The organism is Pseudomonas sp. LBUM1672 (assembly GCF_059695655.1).
Map to the genome: position 1 here is coordinate 6,135,382 of NZ_CP166781.1, position 19,454 is coordinate 6,154,835.

General features: G+C 60.7%; 18 protein-coding genes. 10 read left to right on the forward strand and 8 right to left on the reverse strand.

Annotation, left to right across the window (positions count from 1 at the left end):
• The first annotated feature begins 3 nt into the window (after positions 1-3).
• The 4 genes from ACA053_RS28130 to ppx all read left to right on the forward strand — a co-directional run bounded on the left by ACA053_RS28130 (position 4) and on the right by ppx (position 3,755).
• Positions 4-672 (forward strand): amino acid ABC transporter permease, encoded by a 669-nt coding sequence (locus ACA053_RS28130; RefSeq protein ID WP_109635776.1) that lies wholly within the window; start codon positions 4-6, stop codon positions 670-672.
• Positions 669-1,319, forward strand: coding sequence for an amino acid ABC transporter permease (locus tag ACA053_RS28135; RefSeq protein ID WP_497314408.1), 651 nt, complete (start codon positions 669-671; stop codon positions 1,317-1,319). The genes ACA053_RS28130 and ACA053_RS28135 overlap by 4 nt, the downstream gene beginning before the upstream one ends.
• Complete coding sequence (locus ACA053_RS28140; RefSeq protein WP_497314410.1) at positions 1,306-2,043, forward strand: amino acid ABC transporter ATP-binding protein; 738 nt, start codon at positions 1,306-1,308, stop codon at positions 2,041-2,043. The genes ACA053_RS28135 and ACA053_RS28140 overlap by 14 nt, the downstream gene beginning before the upstream one ends.
• Positions 2,044-2,252: 209 nt before the next feature.
• Complete coding sequence (gene ppx / locus ACA053_RS28145; RefSeq protein ID WP_497396256.1) at positions 2,253-3,755, forward strand: exopolyphosphatase; 1,503 nt, start codon at positions 2,253-2,255, stop codon at positions 3,753-3,755.
• 239 nt (positions 3,756-3,994) lie between these two features.
• On the opposite strand, the gene ppk1 is transcribed toward ppx, so the two are convergent.
• Positions 3,995-6,217 carry a polyphosphate kinase 1 gene (gene ppk1, locus ACA053_RS28150; protein ID WP_497394168.1) on the reverse strand — a complete coding sequence of 741 codons (2,223 nt, stop codon included), beginning with the start codon at positions 6,215-6,217 and terminating at the stop codon, positions 3,995-3,997.
• 18 nt (positions 6,218-6,235) lie between these two features.
• Positions 6,236-7,249, reverse strand: a complete 1,014-nt coding sequence (gene hemB / locus ACA053_RS28155; protein WP_008150323.1) for a porphobilinogen synthase — start codon at positions 7,247-7,249, stop codon at positions 6,236-6,238.
• 207 nt (positions 7,250-7,456) lie between these two features.
• Here hemB and ACA053_RS28160 point away from each other — a divergent pair, with 207 nt between their 5' ends.
• Positions 7,457-8,080 (forward strand): DedA family protein, encoded by a 624-nt coding sequence (locus ACA053_RS28160; RefSeq protein WP_109635785.1) that lies wholly within the window; start codon positions 7,457-7,459, stop codon positions 8,078-8,080.
• On the opposite strand, the gene ACA053_RS28165 is transcribed toward ACA053_RS28160, so the two are convergent.
• Positions 8,061-9,296: a sterol desaturase family protein gene (locus ACA053_RS28165; protein WP_109635786.1), complete on the reverse strand. Its 1,236-nt coding sequence runs from the start codon at positions 9,294-9,296 to the stop codon at positions 8,061-8,063. The genes ACA053_RS28160 and ACA053_RS28165 overlap by 20 nt on opposite strands.
• A 116-nt stretch (positions 9,297-9,412) precedes the next feature.
• Between ACA053_RS28165 and elbB the strand changes: the two genes are divergently transcribed.
• Positions 9,413-10,081, forward strand: a complete 669-nt coding sequence (elbB, locus tag ACA053_RS28170) for an isoprenoid biosynthesis glyoxalase ElbB (RefSeq protein WP_109635787.1) — start codon at positions 9,413-9,415, stop codon at positions 10,079-10,081.
• A gap of 117 nt (positions 10,082-10,198) precedes the next feature.
• On the opposite strand, the gene ACA053_RS28175 is transcribed toward elbB, so the two are convergent.
• Both ACA053_RS28175 and ACA053_RS28180 read right to left on the reverse strand, forming a co-directional pair.
• On the reverse strand, positions 10,199-10,654 hold the full coding sequence (locus tag ACA053_RS28175; protein ID WP_150653930.1) for a YaiI/YqxD family protein: 456 nt from the start codon (positions 10,652-10,654) through the stop codon (positions 10,199-10,201).
• A 107-nt stretch (positions 10,655-10,761) separates the two neighbouring features.
• Positions 10,762-12,660: an FTR1 family protein gene (locus ACA053_RS28180; protein ID WP_497314415.1), complete on the reverse strand. Its 1,899-nt coding sequence runs from the start codon at positions 12,658-12,660 to the stop codon at positions 10,762-10,764.
• 166 nt (positions 12,661-12,826) lie between these two features.
• On the opposite strand from ACA053_RS28180, the gene ACA053_RS28185 reads away from it, so the two are divergent.
• The 4 genes from ACA053_RS28185 to ACA053_RS28200 are packed head-to-tail and all read left to right on the forward strand — an operon-like array spanning position 12,827 to position 15,972.
• Positions 12,827-14,224, forward strand: a complete 1,398-nt coding sequence (locus ACA053_RS28185; RefSeq protein WP_497394170.1) for a COG3014 family protein — start codon at positions 12,827-12,829, stop codon at positions 14,222-14,224.
• Between the two features lie 12 nt (positions 14,225-14,236).
• Positions 14,237-14,611 (forward strand): YcfL family putative periplasmic lipoprotein, encoded by a 375-nt coding sequence (locus ACA053_RS28190; protein ID WP_497314419.1) that lies wholly within the window; start codon positions 14,237-14,239, stop codon positions 14,609-14,611.
• Between the two features lie 23 nt (positions 14,612-14,634).
• A complete protein-coding gene (gene lpoB / locus ACA053_RS28195) occupies positions 14,635-15,225 on the forward strand; it encodes a penicillin-binding protein activator LpoB (RefSeq protein ID WP_497394171.1) in 591 nt (196 codons plus the stop codon).
• A 3-nt stretch (positions 15,226-15,228) separates the two neighbouring features.
• Positions 15,229-15,972 carry a penicillin-binding protein activator LpoB gene (locus ACA053_RS28200; protein ID WP_497314421.1) on the forward strand — a complete coding sequence of 248 codons (744 nt, stop codon included), beginning with the start codon at positions 15,229-15,231 and terminating at the stop codon, positions 15,970-15,972.
• Between the two features lie 138 nt (positions 15,973-16,110).
• On the opposite strand, the gene rhtB is transcribed toward ACA053_RS28200, so the two are convergent.
• From rhtB to ACA053_RS28215, 3 genes are all read right to left on the reverse strand, one after another.
• The gene (gene rhtB, locus ACA053_RS28205; RefSeq protein WP_497314423.1) at positions 16,111-16,743 is read right to left on the reverse strand and encodes a homoserine/homoserine lactone efflux protein; all 633 of its coding nucleotides are present in this window, start codon (positions 16,741-16,743) and stop codon (positions 16,111-16,113) included.
• Positions 16,744-16,970: 227 nt separating this feature from the next.
• Entirely contained in the window at positions 16,971-17,543 is a 573-nt protein-coding gene (locus ACA053_RS28210) for a mechanosensitive ion channel domain-containing protein (protein ID WP_497394172.1), read from the reverse strand.
• Positions 17,543-19,453, reverse strand: coding sequence for an ATP-binding cassette domain-containing protein (locus ACA053_RS28215; RefSeq protein ID WP_109635802.1), 1,911 nt, complete (start codon positions 19,451-19,453; stop codon positions 17,543-17,545). The genes ACA053_RS28210 and ACA053_RS28215 overlap by 1 nt, the downstream gene beginning before the upstream one ends.
• Position 19,454 lies beyond the last annotated feature (1 nt).

Consider the following 19,454-nt stretch of genomic DNA (forward strand, 5'->3'; position numbering starts at 1 on the left):
GATATGGCCTATCAGTTCGACTTCCTGCCGGTTGTGCAAAACACTGACCTGCTGCTGCGCGGCGCGTTGTTCACCCTTGAGCTGACCGCCATCGGTGCGGTGCTCGGGGTGGGCCTGGGCATTGTCGGGGCGCTGGTGCGGGCGTGGAACATTCGCCCGTTCTCGGCGATCTTCGCGGTTTACGTCGAGTTGATCCGCAACACGCCGTTCCTGGTGCAGCTGTTTTTCATCTTCTTCGGTTTGCCATCACTGGGCGTACAGATTTCCGAATGGCAGGCGGCGGTGCTGGCGATGGTGATCAACCTCGGCGCCTATTCGACCGAGATCATCCGCGCCGGCATCCAGGCGATCCCCCGGGGACAGCTGGAAGCCGCTGCTGCGTTGGCGATGAGCCGATTCGAAGCGTTCCGCCACGTGATCTTGCTGCCAGCGCTGGGCAAGGTTTGGCCAGCGCTGAGCAGCCAGATCATCATCGTCATGCTCGGCTCGGCGGTCTGTTCACAGATCGCCACTGAGGAATTGAGCTTTGCCGCCAACTTCATTCAATCGCGCAACTTCCGCGCCTTTGAAACCTATGCCCTGACCACGCTGCTGTACCTGTGCATGGCGCTGCTGATCCGCCAGTTGTTGAACTGGATCGGCCGTCGCTACATTTCGAGGAGCAGCCAATGAGCGATTTCACCTTCTGGGACGTCGTACGCAACCTGCTCACCGGCCTGCAATGGACCCTGGCGTTGTCGATGGTGGCGTTTATCGGCGGCGGACTGATCGGCTTGCTGATCATGGTCATGCGCATCTCGAAAAAGCCCCTGCCGCGCAACATTGCCCGCACCTACATCGAGTTGTTCCAGGGTACGCCGCTGTTGATGCAGCTGTTTCTGGTGTTTTTCGGCGTGGCGCTGGCCGGCGTGGAGATTTCGCCGTGGATGGCCGCGGCACTGGCCCTGACGCTGTTCACCAGCGCCTATCTGGCGGAGATCTGGCGCGGCTGCGTCGATTCAATTCCCAACGGCCAGTGGGAAGCCTCGTCGAGCCTGGCGCTCAATCCGCTGGAGCAACTGCGTTACGTGATCCTGCCGCAAGCGCTGCGCATCGCCGTGGCGCCGACCGTGGGCTTCTCGGTGCAAGTGGTCAAAGGCACCGCCGTGACCTCGATCATCGGCTTCACCGAACTGACCAAGACCGGCGGCATGCTCGCCAACGCGACCTTCGAACCCTTCATGGTCTATGGCCTCGTGGCCCTCGGTTACTTCCTGCTCTGCTACCCCTTGTCCCTCAGTGCGCGCTACCTGGAAAGGAGACTGCATGCCTCTGCTTAGAATTTCCGCCCTGCATAAATATTACGGCGACCACCATGTGCTCAAAGGCATCGACCTGAGCGTCGAGGAAGGCCAGGTAGTGGCGATCATCGGCCGCAGCGGTTCAGGCAAATCCACCTTGCTGCGCACCCTCAATGGCCTGGAATCGATCAACGACGGCGTAATTGAAGTCGACGGCGAATACCTCGACGCCGCCCGCGCCGACTTGCGCAGCCTGCGGCAGAAAGTCGGGATGGTGTTTCAGCAGTTCAACCTGTTCCCGCACCTGACCGTGGGTGAAAACGTGATGCTCGCACCGCAGGTGGTGCAGAAAGTGCCGAAGGCCAAAGCGGTCGAACTGGCGCGGGAGATGCTGGAACGGGTCGGGCTGGGCGAAAAGTTTGATGCCTTTCCGGATCGGCTGTCGGGCGGACAGCAGCAGCGGGTGGCGATTGCCCGGGCGTTGGCGATGTCACCCAAAGTCTTGTTGTGCGACGAGATCACCTCGGCGCTGGACCCGGAACTGGTCAATGAGGTGCTGAGCGTGGTTCGGCAGCTGGCCAAAGAAGGGATGACGCTGATCATGGTCACCCATGAAATGCGCTTTGCCCGGGAGGTTGGGGATAAGTTGGTGTTCATGCACCAGGGCAAGGTGCATGAGGTGGGGGATCCGAAGATTTTGTTTGCGAATCCGCAGACGGCGGAGTTGGCGAATTTCATCGGGACGGTAGAAGCGACAGCCTGAAAGAACCTCAGCGTCTTAAATGCCCTCATCGCTAGCAGGCTAGCTCCCACAGGGGTACGCGTTCCAATGTGGGAGCTAGCCTGCTAGCGATTGACCGCGCAGCGGTCAGTGTCTGGAACTGCGCTGGATCAAGGCTTTGAACGCTGCGCGTTGGCGGCAGCGTTTGATCGTGGCACGATGTCGAGGTTATCGACCGAGACCCCATGACCATGCCGCAATCCCAAGCCAAGAATCTGTCCTTGATCGCCGCAATCGACCTGGGCTCCAACAGCTTTCACATGGTCGTGGCCAAGGCCCAGAACGGCGAAATCCGTATTCTCGAACGTCTCGGGGAGAAGGTGCAGCTGGCCGCCGGCATCGACGATGAGCGCCAGCTCAACGAAGAATCCATGCAGCGCGGGCTCGATTGCCTGAAGCGTTTTGCCCAACTGATCAACGGTATGCCATCCGGCGCCGTACGGATCGTCGGCACCAACGCCCTGCGTGAAGCCCGCAACCGCAATGAATTCATCCGTCGCGCCGAAGAAATCCTCGGTCACCCGGTGGAAGTCATCTCCGGCCGTGAAGAAGCGCGCCTGATCTACCTCGGCGTGTCCCACACCCTCGCCGACACCCCGGGCAAACGCTTGGTGGCCGACATCGGCGGCGGCAGTACCGAATTCATCATCGGCCAGCGCTTCGAACCGCTGCTGCGCGAAAGCCTGCAAATGGGCTGCGTCAGCTACACCCAGCGCTACTTCAAGGACGGCAAGATCACCCCGGCCCGCTACGCCCAGGCGTACACCGCAGCGCGGCTGGAGATCATGAGCATCGAACACGCCCTGCACCGCCTGACCTGGGATGAAGCCATCGGCTCCTCGGGCACCATCCGCGCCATCGGCCTGGCGCTGAAGGCCGGCGGTCATGGCACAGGCGAAGTGAATGCCGAAGGCCTGGCCTGGCTCAAGCGCAAACTGATGAAGCTGGGCGATGTCGAGAAAATCGACTTCGAAGGCATCAAGCCTGACCGCCGCGCAATCTTTCCTGCCGGCCTGGCGATTCTCGAAGCGATCTTCGACGCCCTCGAACTGCAACGCATGGACCACTGTGAAGGCGCCCTGCGCGAAGGTGTGCTCTATGACCTGCTGGGCCGTCATCACCATGAAGACGTCCGTGAACGCACGCTCAGCTCGCTGATGGAGCGTTATCACGTCGATCTGGAACAAGCGGCGCGGGTCGAACGTAAAGCCCTGCATGCCTTTGATCAAGTGGCCAAGGATTGGGACCTGGACGACGGCGTCTGGCGCGAACTGCTCGGCTGGGCCGCCAAGGTCCATGAAGTGGGCCTGGACATTGCTCACTATCAGTATCACAAGCACGGATCCTACCTGATCGAGCACTCGGACCTGGCCGGGTTCTCCCGCGAAGACCAACTGATGCTCGCACTACTGGTGCGCGGTCACCGGCGCAATATTCCCAAGGACCGGTTTGCCGATTTTGGCGATGACGGCATCAAGCTGATTCGCCTGTGCGTGCTGCTGCGCTTTGCGATTCTGTTCCATCACATCCGCGGCACCCAGGAAATGCCGCAGGTCGTCTTGCACGCCAGGCGCGACAGCCTCGATGTGTTGTTCCCGGAAAACTGGCTGGATGAAAACCAACTGACCCAGGCCGACTTCGCCCTTGAGGCGGAATGGCTGACCCGGGTCAGCTTCACGCTGAACGTGCGCTAAACCCAACTTTGTGGTGAGGGGTTTCTGTGGTGAGGGGATTTATCCCCGTTCGGCTGCGAAGCAGTCGTAAATCAGTGCATACGATCTGCCTGATACACCTCGATGCCAGTTTTTGGGGCTGCTTTGCAGCCCAACGGGGATAAATCCCCTCGCCACAGAGCTCCCTCGCCACAGATATGTAGCCAAAACAAAAATGGCGATCCGCAGGGATCGCCATTTTTAATTACCCGACTTGTGCGTTATCGAACAGTCAGGATCGGACTGCCCAACCGCTCCAACAAGGTCGCCTGCGCACTGCGCGGGTTCTGGTTGCCGGTTGGCGTATTGCGGATGTAGCGACCGTCCGCCTGCAGGCTCCAGCTGTGAGTGTTATCGGTGAGATACAGTTCCAGCTCTTTCTTGACCCGCATGATCAGCTTCTTGCCTTCCACCGGGAAGCAAGTCTCGACGCGCTTGTCGAGGTTGCGCTCCATCCAGTCGGCGCTGGAGAGGAACATCTGCTCTTCGCCGCCATTGAGGAAGTAGAAGACCCGGGTGTGTTCCAGGAAACGGCCGATGATCGAGCGCACGTGGATATTGTGCGAGACCCCGGCGATGCCCGGCCGCAGGCAGCACATACCGCGCACCACCAGATCGATGCGCACGCCAGACTGGCTGGCCTTGTACAGCGCGCGGATGATCTTCGGATCGGTCAGCGAGTTGAATTTGGCGATGATGTGCGCCGGCTTGCCGTCGAGGGCGAACTGGGTTTCGCGGGCAATCATGTCGAGCATGCCCTTCTTCAACGTGAACGGCGCGTGCAGCAGCTTCTTCATGCGCAGGGTTTTACCCATGCCGATCAGCTGGCTGAACAGCTTGCCGACGTCTTCGCACAAGGCGTCGTCCGAGGTCAGCAAGCTGTAGTCGGTGTACAGGCGGGCGTTGGCCGCGTGGTAGTTGCCCGTGCCCAAATGCGCATAACGCACGATCTCGCCGGCCTCGCGACGCAGAATCAGCATCATCTTGGCGTGGGTCTTGAAGCCGACTACGCCGTAAATCACCACCGCACCGGCCGCTTGCAGACGGCTGGCCAGTTGCAGGTTGGACTCTTCATCGAACCGCGCGCGCAACTCGATCACCGCGGTGACCTCTTTGCCGTTACGCGCGGCATCGACCAGCGCATCGACGATTTCCGAGTTGGCGCCGGAGCGGTACAACGTCTGGCGGACCGCCAATACATGCGGGTCCTTCGCGGCCTGGCGCAGCAGGTCGACGACCGGGGTAAACGACTCGAACGGGTGCAGCAGCAGGATGTCCTGCTTGCTGATCACGCTGAAGATGTTCTCGCTGTTCTGCAGCAGTTTCGGGATCTGCGGGGTGAACGGCATGTACTGCAGGGCGCGCTGACTGTCCAGGCCGGTAATGCTGAACAGGCGAGTCAGGTTGACCGGGCCGTTGACCTGATACAGCTCGGTCTCGTGCAGGTTGAACTGCTTGAGCAAGTAGTCGGACAGGTGTTTCGGGCACGTGTCGGCGACTTCCAGACGCACCGCGTCACCGTAGCGACGGGAGAACAACTCGCCGCGCAACGCGCGGGCCAGGTCTTCCACGTCTTCGGTATCGACCGCGAGGTCGGCGTTCCGGGTCAGGCGGAACTGGTAGCAGCCCTTGACCTTCATGCCCTGGAACAGGTCATCGGCGTGCGCATGGATCATCGACGACAGGAACACATAGTTGTCGCCCGCGCCGCCCACTTCTTCCGGCAACTTGATGACGCGCGGCAAAAGGCGTGGCGCCGGGATAATCGCCAGACCGGAATCGCGACCGAAGGCGTCGATGCCTTCGAGTTCGACGATGAAGTTCAGGCTCTTGTTCACCAGCAACGGGAACGGGTGCGTCGGGTCGAGGCCGATCGGGGTGATGATCGGCGCGATCTCGTCGCGGAAATAGCGGCGCACCCAGGTCTTGATCTTGGTGGTCCAGTGACGCCGACGGATGAAGCGGACCTGATGTTTTTCCAGCTCCGGTAACAGAATGTCGTTGAGGATCGCGTACTGGCGGTCGACGTGACCGTGTACCAGTTCGCTGATGCGTGCCAGGGCCTGGTGCGGTTGCAGGCCATCGGCGCCGGCCTGTTCACGGGCGAAGGTGATCTGCTTTTTCAGGCCGGCCACGCGAATCTCGAAGAACTCGTCCAGGTTGCTGGAGAAGATCAGCAGAAACTTCAGCCGCTCCAGCAATGGATAGGACTCGTCCAGCGCCTGTTCCAGCACGCGGATGTTGAACTGCAGTTGCGATAGCTCGCGATGGATATACAGGCTGCTGTCATCCAGGCCGGGAATGGCAATCGCCGGCGCCGCGGTCACGGGTTCGGCGACCGCCGCGGGCGGAGCGGGCTCCAGCTCCGGCGGGGTCTCGGCGATTTGCTCGACCACCGGTTGAGCTTCTTTTACGGCAACTTCAGTGAGTCCTTCGGTATTCATGGAATGTTCCTGGGAGGGCTATTTCTGCTCTCGTAACAATTGAGCGGCACGCACGGCAAAGTAAGTCAGGATGCCATCAGCACCTGCACGTTTAAAAGCGGTCAGGGATTCAAGGATCACCCCTTCACTCAACCAGCCATTCTGGATGGCCGCCATGTGCATGGCGTATTCACCGCTGACCTGATACACAAAGGTCGGCACTTTAAATTCTTCTTTGACCCGGTAAAGGATGTCCAGATACGGCATGCCCGGCTTGACCATGACCATGTCCGCGCCTTCTGACAAGTCCGCCGCCACTTCGTGCAGGGCTTCGTTGCTGTTGGCCGGGTCCATCTGGTAGGAGGCCTTGTTGGCCTTGCCCAGGTTCAGCGCCGAGCCCACCGCGTCGCGGAACGGGCCGTAATAGGCGCTCGCGTACTTGGCCGAGTAGGCCATGATCCGCACGTTGACGTGATCGGCCAGTTCGAGCGCTTCGCGGATCGCCTGGATGCGACCGTCCATCATGTCCGACGGGGCCACCACCTGAGCGCCGGCCTCGGCGTGGGACAGGGCCTGCTTGACCAGTGCGTCGACAGTAATGTCGTTCTGCACGTAGCCTTCTTCATCGAGGATGCCATCCTGACCGTGGGTGGTAAACGGGTCGAGCGCCACGTCGGTGATCACCCCCAGTTCCGGGAACTGCGCGCGCAGTGCGCGGGTGGCGCGCTGGGCAATGCCGTTAGGGTTCCAGGCTTCGGCGGCGTCCAGGGACTTGAGCTCCGGTGGCGTCACCGGGAACAGCGCCAGCGCGGGAATCCCCAACTCGACCCACTTGGCCGCTTCTTCAAGCAACAGATCGATGGTCAGGCGCTCCACGCCCGGCATCGACGCCACCGCTTCGCGACGGTTTTCACCGTCCAGCACGAACACCGGCAGGATCAGGTCATCGACGGTCAGAACGTTTTCACGGACCAGTCGACGCGAAAAATCATCACGGCGATTGCGACGCAGGCGGGTTGCAGGAAACAAACGGTTGGCGGGGGTAAAGCTCACGGCAGACTCCTGAGCCCGCGCTGGGGGCGAGCGTGACAGTTATAAGCGGCCATTATGACCAACGTATGACAGTTATGTGCATCCCTGCGTCACGTAGCCGCATTCCATTGTCCTTGTAGGAATTGTTCACGTCGAGACACATTTGGACACTTTCATGAATGTGCACGAAGGCGTAGGCTGCGCGTTCATTTCGCCAGCATCCAGACAATGCTCCAACAATTTCTTCAGGAATTCGGCTACTTCGCCCTTTTTCTCGGCACGTTCTTCGAAGGCGAAACCATTCTGGTGCTCGCAGGCTTCCTCGCGTTCCGCGGATACATGGACATCAAGATCGTCACGATCGTGGCGTTCTGCGGCAGTTATGCCGGCGATCAGCTGTGGTATTTCCTCGGGCGCAAGCACGGCCGCAAATTGCTCGCGCGCAAACCACGCTGGCAAATGATGGGTGACCGGGCGCTGGAACATATCCGCAAACACCCGGACATCTGGGTGCTGAGTTTCCGTTTTGTCTATGGATTGCGCACGGTCATGCCGGTGGCGATCGGCCTGTCGGGCTATCCGCCGGGACGTTATTTGCTGCTGAACGGGATTGGTGCGGCGATCTGGGCGGCTGCACTGGCCGCTGCGGCGTATCACTTCGGCGCGGTGCTCGAGGGCATGCTGGGCAGCGTCAAGAAGTACGAGCTATGGGTGCTCGGCGCCCTGCTGGTACTGGGCCTGGGTCTGTGGCTGCGTCGGCGCTTCAAGAATGCTCGCCTGGCGAAGAAGATCTACGCCGACGAGCAAGCCGAGCTGGCCAAGGCTGCCGAGACTAAGACGCCAATCGAGTGAAACGGTCCCTGCAACAGTAGAGACCGATGCCGCTGAGCAGGCTGTAGCTGAGCAGGCCGATCCAGCCCACCGCGCTGGCCGGCCACAGCCCGACCACCGGCGCCAGCCACACCAGCGGCACATTCGATGCCAGCCGCAACAGTTCCAGCTTCAATGCCTGCGGGCGATTCTCCAGGGCCATGCCCAGCGTAAACAAGCCCAATGCCACCGCGCCCCAGCCCAACACCAACGCGGCGGTCGGCAAACGCGGCTCAAGGTTCATCAAATAGCTGCCCAGCGCAATGTAGACGCAGAACTGCAGCGCCACATACAGCTGCTGACGCCCGTCCAGCGGCACCTCGAATTTGCGGAACTGGCTCAGGTCCGGCTTGTTCATCGGGTACTTGGCCGCCACATCCGCCGGCCGCCACCCGGTGCGCATGAACCAGATCCGCAGCTTGTCCCATTTGCTTTCCGCCCGCCGCGCGTCATCCCAGAGCTGCGCGTAAAACTGCACGTTCGCCCACAACGGATTCCAGCTCGCCAGCGGCGTGGTCACACCGAAAATCACCGGTTCGTTGTCGTCTTCTTCCTGGAACGAGCCGAATAGACGGTCCCAAATAATGAACACCCCGCCGTAGTTGCGATCCATGTAGAGAGCGTTCTGTGCATGGTGAGCCCGATGATTGGACGGTGTGACGAAGAACCACTCGAACCAGCCGAGCTTGGGAATGTGCCGGGTATGCACCCAGAATTGATACAGCAGGTTCAGCGCGGCGACGCTGATGAACACCAGCAGCGGCACGCCGAGCACCGCCATCGGCAGGTAGAAAATCCAGCTCAACAGGAAGCCGGTACTGGTCTGACGCAGGGCCGTGGAGAGGTTGTAGTCCTCGCTCTGGTGGTGCACCGAATGCGCGGCCCAGAGGATGTTGCGCTCGTGGCCCATGCGGTGCAGCCAGTAGTAGCAGAAGTCATAGAGGACGAAGGCAAACACCCAGACCCAGACGCTGTCGGCCGACAGTTCGAACAGCGCCAGGTGCTTGAGGGCAAAGGCGTAGGTGACCAGGCCGACGCCTTTGGTCAACAGCCCGGTGGTGGTCGACAACACCCCGGTGCTGATGCTGTTGATCGCGTCCGCCACCCGATAATTGCTCACCCCGCGCCAACGGTCCGCCAGCAGCTCGACGGCAATCAGCACAAAGAAAAACGGCACCGCATACAGAATGAAGTCCATTGACGCGCCCTGATCGGAATCTTGAGGACAGATGCTAGGTGTAGCCGCGAATTAACCCTATGGCAACGAGTGACAAATTAGTGGACATTTAACGCCATGAATCTGGAGAAAAACCCATGAGCAAAAAAATTGCAGTGATCCTTTCCGGCTGTGGCGTGTACGACGGCGCCGAGATCCACGAAAGTGTGATTACCTTGCTGCGCCTGGACCAGCGCGGCGCCGAGGTGCAGTGCTTTGCCCCCAATATCTCGCAATTGCATGTGATCAATCACCTGACCGGCGACGAAATGCCCGAGTCGCGTAATGTGCTGGTGGAATCGGCGCGGATCGCCCGGGGCGACATCAAGGATATTCGTGAGGCTAGCGTCGAAGACTTCGACGCGCTGATCGTGCCCGGTGGTTTCGGCGCGGCCAAGAACTTGTCGAACTTCGCTATCGAAGGCGCTGGCTGCACCGTTCAACCGGACGTACTGGCGCTGACCGAAGCGTTTGCCGAAGCGGGCAAACCGGTGGGGTTGATCTGCATTTCGCCAGCGCTGGCGGCGAAAATCTATGGCCCGGGCGTGACCTGCACCATCGGCAACGACGCCGATACCGCTGCCGCCATGAACAAGATGGGCGCCACCCACCAGGAATGCGCGGTGAGCGACATCGTCGAAGACAAGGCGCGCAAACTGGTATGCACCCCGGCTTACATGCTGGCGCAGAGCATCAGTGAGGCCGCATCGGGTATCAACAAACTGGTCGACCGCGTGCTCGAACTGACCCACGAAAATGATGTGTAACACGAACTAATGTGGGAGCGGGTTTGCTCGCGAATGCGGTGTGTCATTCAGCATTGATGTCGACTGATACACCGCATTCGCGAGCAAGCCCGCTCCCACACTTGATTTGGGTAAGGCTCAGGCCTTGCGGGTCAGCCGCGTGAGTATCCGGTCCAGCGCATTGGCGAACGCTTGCTTCTCGCGCTCACCAAACGGCGCCGGCCCGCCGCTCATCTGGCCCTGTTCACGCAGATCGGTGAACAGGTTACGCACCGCCAGCCGATCGCCCATATTCTGCGCATCGAACTCCTTGCCCCGTGGATCCAGCGCGGCAACGCCCTTTTTCACCAGCCGGTCGGCCAGCGGCACATCGCTGCAAATCACCAGTTCACCCGGCACCGCGTGCTCCACCAGGTAATCGTCCGCTGCATCCGGGCCACTCGGCACCACGATCAGCTTCACCAGGGCCAGGCCCGGTTTGATCTGCGGTTGCCCCGCCACCAGCACCACTTCGAACTGGCGCTTGAGGGCGAACTTAACCACCAGATCCTTGGCCGCCCGTGGGCAAGCGTCGGCATCGATCCAGACACGCATTGTTTTGACCTCTTCCAAAAAAAATCGCGAGCCAGCTCGCTCCCACAGGTTATACGCAATCCTGTGGGAGCGAGCCTGCTCGCGATTATGAGCGAAGCGAATGCCTTTTAAGAAACCTGCACCCGCCGCTTCTCCGCCATCCAGCTACGGCCATACAACACAATGATCGCAATGATCGCCACCGCCTGAGCACTCAGCGAATACGCATCCGCGTGAATCCCCAGCCAGTCGAAGTCAAAGAACGGCACCGGCCGTGTGCCGAAGATCCCGGCTTCCTGCAACGCCTTCACACCATGCCCGGCGAACACCACCGACAACGCGCACAGCAGACCGGCGTTGATGCTGAAGAACAACGACAGCGGCAGTTTCTGTGAGCCGCGCAGGATCACCCACGCCAGCCCGATCAGCAGCACCAGCGCCGTCGCACCACCGGCCAACACCGCGTTATGCCCCGCAGGACCTGCCTGCAGCCATAGGGTCTCGTAGAACAGAATCACTTCAAACAGCTCGCGATACACCGAGAAAAACGCCAGCGTCGCAAAGCCGAAGCGTCCCCCGCCGCCCACCAGGCTGCTCTTGATGTAATCCTGCCACGCCGCCGCATGGCGACGGTCGTGCATCCACACGCCGAGCCAAAGCACCATCACGGCGGCGAACAACGCCGTCGCGCCTTCCAGCAATTCACGTTGCGAACCGCTGACATCAATCACGTACGCAGCCAACGCCCAGGTTGCCAGACCGGCCAACAGCGCCAGCCCCCAACCGACGTTGACGCTACGCACCGCCGACTGCTGGCCGGTGTTGCGCAGGAACGCCAGGATCGCCGCCAGCACCAGAATCGCTTCCAGGCCTTCGCGCAACAGAATCAGCAAACCGGAGATGTAGCTCAAGGACCAGCTCAAGCCGTCGCTGCCCAACAACCCGGCGGACTCCTTCAGCTTGGCCTTGGCCGCGTCCAGACGCTCCTGAGCCTGGGCCACCGGCAAACCATCCTGCAACGACTGCCGGTAAGCCATCAGGGATTTTTCGGTGTCCTTGCGCACGTTGGCGTCGACGTTGTCCAGCGAGCTCTCGACCAGTTCGAAGCCTTCCAGATAGGCCGCTACCGACAAGTCATAGGCTTGATCGTGATCGCCGGCACGGTAGGCCAAGAGGCTTTTGTCCAGGGTGGCAGCGGTGTAGTCAAGCAACTGCGCCGGGCCACGCTTGACCTGCGGCGGCTGTGCACGTTGCGCACGGAACGTCGCGGCGGCTTGCGGTCCGTCGGCGGCCTGCACTTCGGCCGGCGTCTGACGAGCGAGATCGGCGATGTTGTAGGTTTTTTCGGATGTGGCTGCGGCCGGGTCGGCACTGAAGCTGGCGATGTAAGTCGCCAGGTCCCAACGCTGACGATCGTCCAGCTGATCGGCGAAGGCCGGCATGTCCGTGCCTTCGACACCCAGGCCCAAGGTGCTGTAGATCGCGTAGAGGCTCAGGTGATCCACGCGCGCCATATCACGCAGATTGGCCGGCGGCGGCGTCAGACCGACACCCGCCGGGCCGTCGCCAGCTCCCGTTTCGCCATGGCAGACCGAGCAATGCTGGGCGTACAACGGCGCACCACGGGTCGGGTCCGGGGTAATGATCGGCGCCTGACTGACTTCATAAGTCACGGCCAGTTTCGCACCGAGTTGTCGAGCCTGACGGGCCACATCCGCGCCGTCCTGACGGGCATCGATTGCATTGCGCAACGTGCTGACGCCCTGCTCCAGCCCGGCCTTTTCAGGTTTGGCCGGCATCGCGGCGATCAAGCCTTGCAAGACCTTGATGAATTCCAGTTGCTCGCGGTATTCGGACTCGTCGACGACCTTGCCCGCTTGCACCGTCTGCGGGTAATCCGCACCGATGTAATCGAGCAAATGCAGGGCTTGCGGCGCGCCTTCCACGGTGGAAGCCAGCAGATTGAAACTGCACAAGGCAAATAGCGGCAACACCAGCCAGGCCAGGAAACGGGACGGGGCAGTCATGAATGAATCTCAATTGGAAATACGAAGTAACACATTGTTCACTTCCAGTGAGATTCACTCAAGCTTTGTCTGCGACGGCCGCTGGAGTACAGGAACAAAGTGCCATCATCCAAGTCTATAAATTGCCGCCTCATGGCGGCTTATTTTCAAGGAAGACACACAGCAAATGGCCACCCGCCTGCGCTTCATTTTTGTACTCAGTGCCTGTTTGCTACTGAGCGGCTGTCCCACGATGCGTGACTACAACGCCGAGCTGGGCGAAACACTCGAGTATTTCAAGGCCGGGCAGCTCGACGGTGCAGTTGCCGTACTCGACCACAACAATCCCATTCCCCCGGGCGACTTGCTTTACCACTTCGAAAAAGGCGAATTGCTGCGCCTCACCGGCAATCTCACCGACAGCTATCAACATTGGGACTACGCCGACCGGTTGATCGAAGGGTGGGACAATTCGCCCCTGTTCGTCCCCTTCAAAAAATTCACCGAGTTCAACAGTTACAGCGCCAACGACAAGGTACGGTTATACGATGGCTATGATTTCGAGAGAGTTGCCCTGACCACGCAAATGGCCCTGATGCTGCTCTCCGGCTCCGAAACGGAACTGGCGCGCGTCATGATCAAGAAAACCCACGAGCGCGAAGCCACCATTGCCGACAAGCGTGACAAGCAATACCTGGAACTGGAAAACCAGGCGAAGGAACAAGGGGCCGCGATGAAATTCCAGGACCTTCAGGGCTACCCGGTAGCGACCCTCGACGCCCCCGAAGTGATCGCGCTAAAGAACAGCTACCAGAGTGCGTTCAGCCATTACCTCGCCGGATTCATTTATGAATCGTTGAACGAGAAAGACCTCGCCGCACCGGGCTATCGCCAGGCCATCGAACTGCGCCCCAATACGCCGCTGCTCGAACAAGCCTTGCGCAACCTGGCCAAATCCCCGCTGAAGGCTGGCGAGGTCGACGTTCTGCTGATCGTGCAAACCGGCCTGGCGCCGGCGCGCAGTTCGGTGCGCGTGCCGATTTCGGTGGATGTCGAAGGTGAAACCTACATCACCAACATGTCGTTCCCGATCCTCGTCCCCGACACCTCCACGCCACCGGTGGACTTCGTCATGGTGGACGGCAAAAAACAGAAACTGACGTTGCTCAACAGCTTTGGCGATATGTCGCGGCGCACCTTGCGTGATGACATGCCGGGCATCATCCAGCGCACGCTCCATCGCGCCCGGTCCAATGTCGAGTATCTGGCCTATCTGAAAAAGCACAGACCCGAGAAACTTGAGGAAACGCTCCTGCAGCAGACGCAACGCGAAGACGCCGATACCCGCGGCTGGCGTACGTTGCCGGACAAGACGCTGATTGCCCGCCTGCGGCTCAAGAAAGGCCAGCACCAACTGACGCTGCCCAACGCACCGGACGCAGCACCGGTCAGGTTCAAGGTGGATCAGACCCACCAGGCCTTCAGCCTGCGCGCCGTGGGTGACCGCCGGTTCGCCGCCGATGTCGCCCTGCAGCTCGACACCCTTCCCGCACCGCAGGCTGCCATCAGCCCTGCCCAACCCTGAACGGAGATTTTCATGGGATTGAAATGCTTCGCCGTTGTCGCACTGGCCCTGTTGGCCGGTTGCGCCACCCCGCCACCGCCGCCGGAACCGGGCAGTGCCGCGAGCAAAGTCATGGCCACCGGACCGATCAAGAACGTGGCCATCGGCCCGATGCGCATGGCCAGGGAAAACGGTTTCCTGACCGTCAACACGCAGCTGAGCAACACGGATACCCGTAACCGAACGCTCTATTACCGCTATCTTTGGCTGGGGGCAGAAGGTTTTCCGGTGGCCGAAGCCGACACCTGGAAAAGCCTGACTCTGTATGCCGAGCAAACGAGTTTTCTGCCGGCCATCGCCCCCGTGCCCCAAGCCGTGGATTTCCGCCTGGAGATCAATACACCGTGAACCGCCCACCTGAGACTTTGCCCATGTTTGTACGCGTTTCGTTCCTTGCCCTGGCCGCGCTGCTGATCGGTGGCTGCGCCGAAAACCGCTCGCCGGTATTGGGCAGCGGCAATATCAGCTATGGCGACCCGAAAGCCGTGGAATTGATCACCAACGAATTCGGCTCGACCGACCTGCAAATGATCGCGGAAAGCATGACCCGCTCCCTCGCCCAGTCCGGCGTCCTGAAAGGCCGCCCGGTGGTTCAGGTGTACGACGTGATGAACAAGACCAGCGAATACATCGATACCCGGGAGATCACCACGTCGATCAAAACCCAGCTGATGCGTTCCGGCACCGCGCGCTTTGCCAGCGACAACACGGACCTGCAGAGTCAGGTCGACCATCTGAAATTGCAAAACCAGAGCGGTCTGTACAAAAAGAGCACGGCGGCCAAGACCGGCAACATGATCGCCGCGCGCTATCGCCTGGAAGGCTCGATCAGTTCCATCGTCAAGCGCAGCAACGATTACAAAGACGTCTTCTACAAATTCAGCCTGCAGTTGGTCGATGTCGAAAGCGGGCTGGCCGAGTGGATGGACGAGAAAGAAATCCGCAAGACTACGGAGCGCTAAGCAATGCGTGCATGGATTGGCATCATGGCCCTGGCCTGCGCCGTTGGCGTACAGGCGGCCCCGAAAATCGCTGTCACCGACCTTGCCTACGAGGCCAGCGTGGATCAATACGTCCACGTGATCGCGGCCCGGGACAATCATCAACAGGATTATTACGGCGCCAGTGGCTCGTCCAGTTATGACGAGTACACCACGCAGAACAGCTACCTGGAGCAGACCGAAATCCGCCGCTTCAGTGGTGACATCAAAGGTCAGATGCTCAAGACCGGCATGTTCCAGCTGATCCAGGGCACGCCCTACACCGCCAGCGCCAAAAGCGATGTGTACGACGTGATCAAACGCATCAAGGCTGGCCACTTCAAAGGCGCCGACTACGTGCTGTTCGGCACGCTGTCGGACATCGACTTCACCCAGGACATGAATGAGCTGGCCAATACCGACAGCTATTCGGCGGTGCTGGCACTGACCCTGGTGGCGGATTTCAGCCTGATCAACACCAGGACCTACGAGATCACCTCGGCGTTCACGGCCATGGGCGAAGCCCAGGACACCAAACTGGTGAATGATCGGGATATCCACGTCTCGCTGAACCGGCCACGGGTGGTGCGGGACGTGTCGAGGTCGTTGGGCGAAGATGTGGCGCGTCAGTTGAGCGAACAGCTGGGGGATGGCAGTTATGTGCCGTCAGGACAACCGCAGCCGCGCAACGACCTGCCGCCGGATACTGCGCCGGTCATCCTGCGCTAAGCCTGAAGCCGATCACCCTGTGGCGAGGGAGCTTGCTCCTTTTGCTCGAGTGCGCAGCGCTCGCACTATTGGGGCCGCTGCGCAACCCAGCGCGAGCAAGCTCGCTCGCCACAATGGATCGGGTCTCCCTTGAGAGGTTTACACCGCGACTTTGCGCAGGGTCGCCATAAACGCAGCCGCACCAATGAACAGCCCGGCAAACGTGCGGTTCATGCGTTTTTGCTGCTTGGGCGTGCGCAACAGGCGCAGCACCTTCGACGCCAACCCGGTGTAGCCGGCCATGACGATCAGGTCGACACAGACCATGGTCACGCCAATGATCAAGTATTGGGCCAGCAGCGGCGCGTGTGGATCAATAAACTGCGGCAACACCGCCAGCATGAACACCAGCGCCTTGGGATTGCTGATGTTGACCAGGAATCCACGGAACACCAACGCCAGCGGCTTGCCAATCTGACGCACGGCCGCGTCATCGCTCATGTCGCTGGGCAGTGCGCGCCATTGCTTGATTGCGAGATAAACCAGATACGCCACGCCGAACCACTTGATCGCGTAGAAAGCCGTGGCCGATGCCGTGAGAATCGCGCCCACGCCGGCGCCAACAATCGCGATCTGCAATGCCAGGCCCAATTGCAGGCCCAGGGCGTTCCAGTAACCGCGCAAGAAACCGTATTGCAGACCACTGGACATCGACGCAATGGCGCCGGCACCGGGAGACAGGCTGATTACCCAGCAGGCGGCAAAAAACGCCAGCCATGTTTGAAGCTCCATTGCACACCTCGACTCAGACTCGTGACAGACATCTAAGCTAATGCGGCTTTGGGCGGATGACTACCGATTTTTTGTCGGACAGAGCGACTGCCGACCAGCGTTTTATGACTTTAGGGCCCCTTCGCGAGCAAGCCCGCTACCACATTAAACCGAGTCTCTAAACAAAAACGCGGTCAACTGTGGGAGCGGGCTTGCTCGCGAAGGCGGACGGTCAGGCAACAGAAGGCTTACTTTTCGATCCCGCTCAACGGAAACACATCCGTGCCGCGCCAGCGTCGAACCGAGCGCTGGAAGAACAGGCTGTTGGGCACTTGCACCATGGCGCTACCCGTCCCTAGTTCTTCCGCTTCAATCAGCGTGGTGTAAAGCAGATTGATCGCCACCACCCGACCTTTGACGCCGGGCTTGTCGGTGGTGTCCACCAGTTCGACGACGTCACCGATGCGGAACGGGCCGACGGTGAAGATCAGGATCGCGCAGAGCAGGTTGGAGAGCACGCTCCACATGGCGAAGAACGCCACCGCCACCGCCACAAACCCGGACAACGCGGTCCAAAGCACAGTGGCCGAGACGCCGAGGCGTTCCAGCACGAAAATCAGCGCACTGCCCATGATCAGCCAGCGCAAACCGCCGCGCAGCGGCATCAAAAGCTGCGGTGGAAACGGGTAGCGCTCACCCAGGCGAGTCAGGCATTTGGCGACGAAACGCTGAGCAAAATAACCCGCCAACAGAATCAGCAGGATTTGCGCGGCGAACCAGATCGGCTCGCCCCACCCCGCCGGCAGCTTGAAAGCTTCCATCAGGACAGCGCCTCCAGCTCCGCCTGCATGCTTTCGAGCAGTTCCAGGGCTTCCATCCAGGCTTCTTCGAGTTCGGCTTCACGCACCTTCAGCTTGGCCTGTTCAGCCAGCAGATCACGCAAATCGTTCTTGCGCGCCGGTTCGTAGATGTCGCTGTCGCCGAGGCTGGTATCAATCTTCGCCAGTTTCTCGTGCAGCTTGCCCAACTCGGCTTCGAGCTTGTCAGCCTCACGCTTGTGCGGTGCCAGTTGCTGACGCAACGCAGCAGCAGCCTGGCGCTGGGCCTTCTTGTCGGTCTTGTCCGGGTTGACCGGGGTGTTGCTGACCGGGGCGTTGCGCTGACGGTAGTCGACCAGCCAACGAGCATAGTCTTCGAGGTCGCCGTCGAACTCCTCGACCTTGCCGTCCGCCACCAGATAGAAATTGTCGGTGGTGCTTTTGAGCAAATGACGATCGTGGGAGACCACCAGCACTGCGCCACTGAATTCCTGCAGGGCCATGGTCAGCGCGAGGCGCATTTCCAGGTCCAGGTGGTTGGTCGGTTCGTCGAGCAACAACAGGTTCGGCCGGTCCCAGGCAATCAATGCCAGGGCCAGGCGGGCCTTTTCGCCACCGGAGAAATTCAGCACCGGCTCATCGATGCGCGCGCCACGGAAGTCGAAACCGCCAAGGAAATCACGCAGGGTCTGCTCGCGCTCGGTCGGTGCCAGGCGCTGCAAATGCAGCAACGGGCTGGCCTTGGAATCGAGAGAGTCCAGCTGATGCTGGGCGAAGTAGCCCACGACCGTGTTCTCGCCACGGGTCAGGCGACCGGCCAGCGGCGACAGTTCACCGGCGAGGTTTTTGATCAGGGTCGATTTACCGGCGCCGTTCGGGCCGAGCAAACCGATCCGTGCGCCGGGGGTCAGTTGCAGCTTGACCTTCTCCAGCACGGCTTTGTCGCCATAACCCAGGCGAGCATCCGACAGATCAATCAACGGGCTGGAGATTTTCTGCGATTCGCGGAAGACGAAGTCGAACGGCGAATCGACGTGGGCGGCGGACAGTTCCTCCATCCGCTCCAGCGCCTTGATCCGGCTCTGGGCCTGACGGGCCTTGGTGGCCTGGGCCTTGAAACGGGCGATGTAGCTTTCCATGTGCGCACGTTGCGCCTGCTGCTTCTCGTAGGCCTGCTGTTGCTGGGCCAGGCGTTCGGCACGGGCGCGTTCGAAGGCGCTATAACCACCGCGGTACAGAGTGATCTTGCGCTGGTCAACGTGGGCGACGTGATCGACCACGGCGTCGAGGAAGTCCCGGTCGTGGGAAATCAGCAGCAAGGTGCCCGGATAGCTTTTCAGCCAATCTTCGAGCCAGATGATGGCGTCGAGGTCCAAGTGGTTGGTCGGTTCGTCGAGCAGTAACAGGTCCGAGGGGCACATCAAAGCCTGCGCCAGGTTCAGACGCATCCTCCAGCCACCAGAGAAATCTCCTACCGGACGATCCATCTGCTCGTTGGTGAACCCAAGGCCGGCCAGGAGCTTGCGGGCACGAGCGTCGGCGGTGTACCCGTCGGCGCTGTCGAGTTCCGAGTGCAGGCGGGCCTGAGCCGCGCCGTCATGGGAGGCTTCAGCCGCGGCGAGGTCGCGTTGCACCTCACGCAGGCGCAGGTCACCATCGAGCACGTAGTCGACCGCCAGGCGTTCCAGGGTCTCGATTTCCTGGCGCATGTGGGCGATGCGCCAGTCGGCCGGCAGGAAGCAGTCACCCGAGTCCGGGTGCAGTTCGCCCCGGATCAAGGCGAACAGGCTCGATTTGCCGGCGCCGTTGGCACCGATGAGGCCGGCTTTGTGGCCGGCGTGCAGGGTCAGCTCAGCGTCTTCTAGCAGACGTTGAGGGCCACGCTGTAAAGTCAGGTTCTGAAGTCGAATCATA

Bases quoted from the DNA above. Each gene is read 5' to 3' on its own strand.
- ACA053_RS28140 (WP_497314410.1), top strand. From the start codon at position 1,306: ATGCCTCTGCTTAGAATTTCCGCCCTGCATAAATATTACGGCGACCAC.
- ACA053_RS28175 (WP_150653930.1), bottom strand. From the start codon at position 10,654: ATGCGTGTCTGGATCGATGCCGACGCTTGCCCACGGGCGGCCAAGGAT.
- ACA053_RS28185 (WP_497394170.1), top strand. From the start codon at position 12,827: ATGGCCACCCGCCTGCGCTTCATTTTTGTACTCAGTGCCTGTTTGCTA.
- ACA053_RS28190 (WP_497314419.1), top strand. From the start codon at position 14,237: ATGGGATTGAAATGCTTCGCCGTTGTCGCACTGGCCCTGTTGGCCGGT.
- ACA053_RS28165 (WP_109635786.1), bottom strand. From the start codon at position 9,296: ATGGACTTCATTCTGTATGCGGTGCCGTTTTTCTTTGTGCTGATTGCC.
- ACA053_RS28180 (WP_497314415.1), bottom strand. From the start codon at position 12,660: ATGACTGCCCCGTCCCGTTTCCTGGCCTGGCTGGTGTTGCCGCTATTT.
- ACA053_RS28210 (WP_497394172.1), bottom strand. From the start codon at position 17,543: ATGGAAGCTTTCAAGCTGCCGGCGGGGTGGGGCGAGCCGATCTGGTTC.
- lpoB (WP_497394171.1), top strand. From the start codon at position 14,635: ATGTTTGTACGCGTTTCGTTCCTTGCCCTGGCCGCGCTGCTGATCGGT.
- ACA053_RS28130 (WP_109635776.1), top strand. From the start codon at position 4: ATGGCCTATCAGTTCGACTTCCTGCCGGTTGTGCAAAACACTGACCTG.
- ACA053_RS28135 (WP_497314408.1), top strand. From the start codon at position 669: ATGAGCGATTTCACCTTCTGGGACGTCGTACGCAACCTGCTCACCGGC.
- ACA053_RS28200 (WP_497314421.1), top strand. From the start codon at position 15,229: ATGCGTGCATGGATTGGCATCATGGCCCTGGCCTGCGCCGTTGGCGTA.
- ACA053_RS28160 (WP_109635785.1), top strand. From the start codon at position 7,457: ATGCTCCAACAATTTCTTCAGGAATTCGGCTACTTCGCCCTTTTTCTC.
- rhtB (WP_497314423.1), bottom strand. From the start codon at position 16,743: ATGGAGCTTCAAACATGGCTGGCGTTTTTTGCCGCCTGCTGGGTAATC.
- ppx (WP_497396256.1), top strand. From the start codon at position 2,253: ATGCCGCAATCCCAAGCCAAGAATCTGTCCTTGATCGCCGCAATCGAC.
- ppk1 (WP_497394168.1), bottom strand. From the start codon at position 6,217: ATGAATACCGAAGGACTCACTGAAGTTGCCGTAAAAGAAGCTCAACCG.
- ACA053_RS28215 (WP_109635802.1), bottom strand. From the start codon at position 19,453: ATGATTCGACTTCAGAACCTGACTTTACAGCGTGGCCCTCAACGTCTG.
- elbB (WP_109635787.1), top strand. From the start codon at position 9,413: ATGAGCAAAAAAATTGCAGTGATCCTTTCCGGCTGTGGCGTGTACGAC.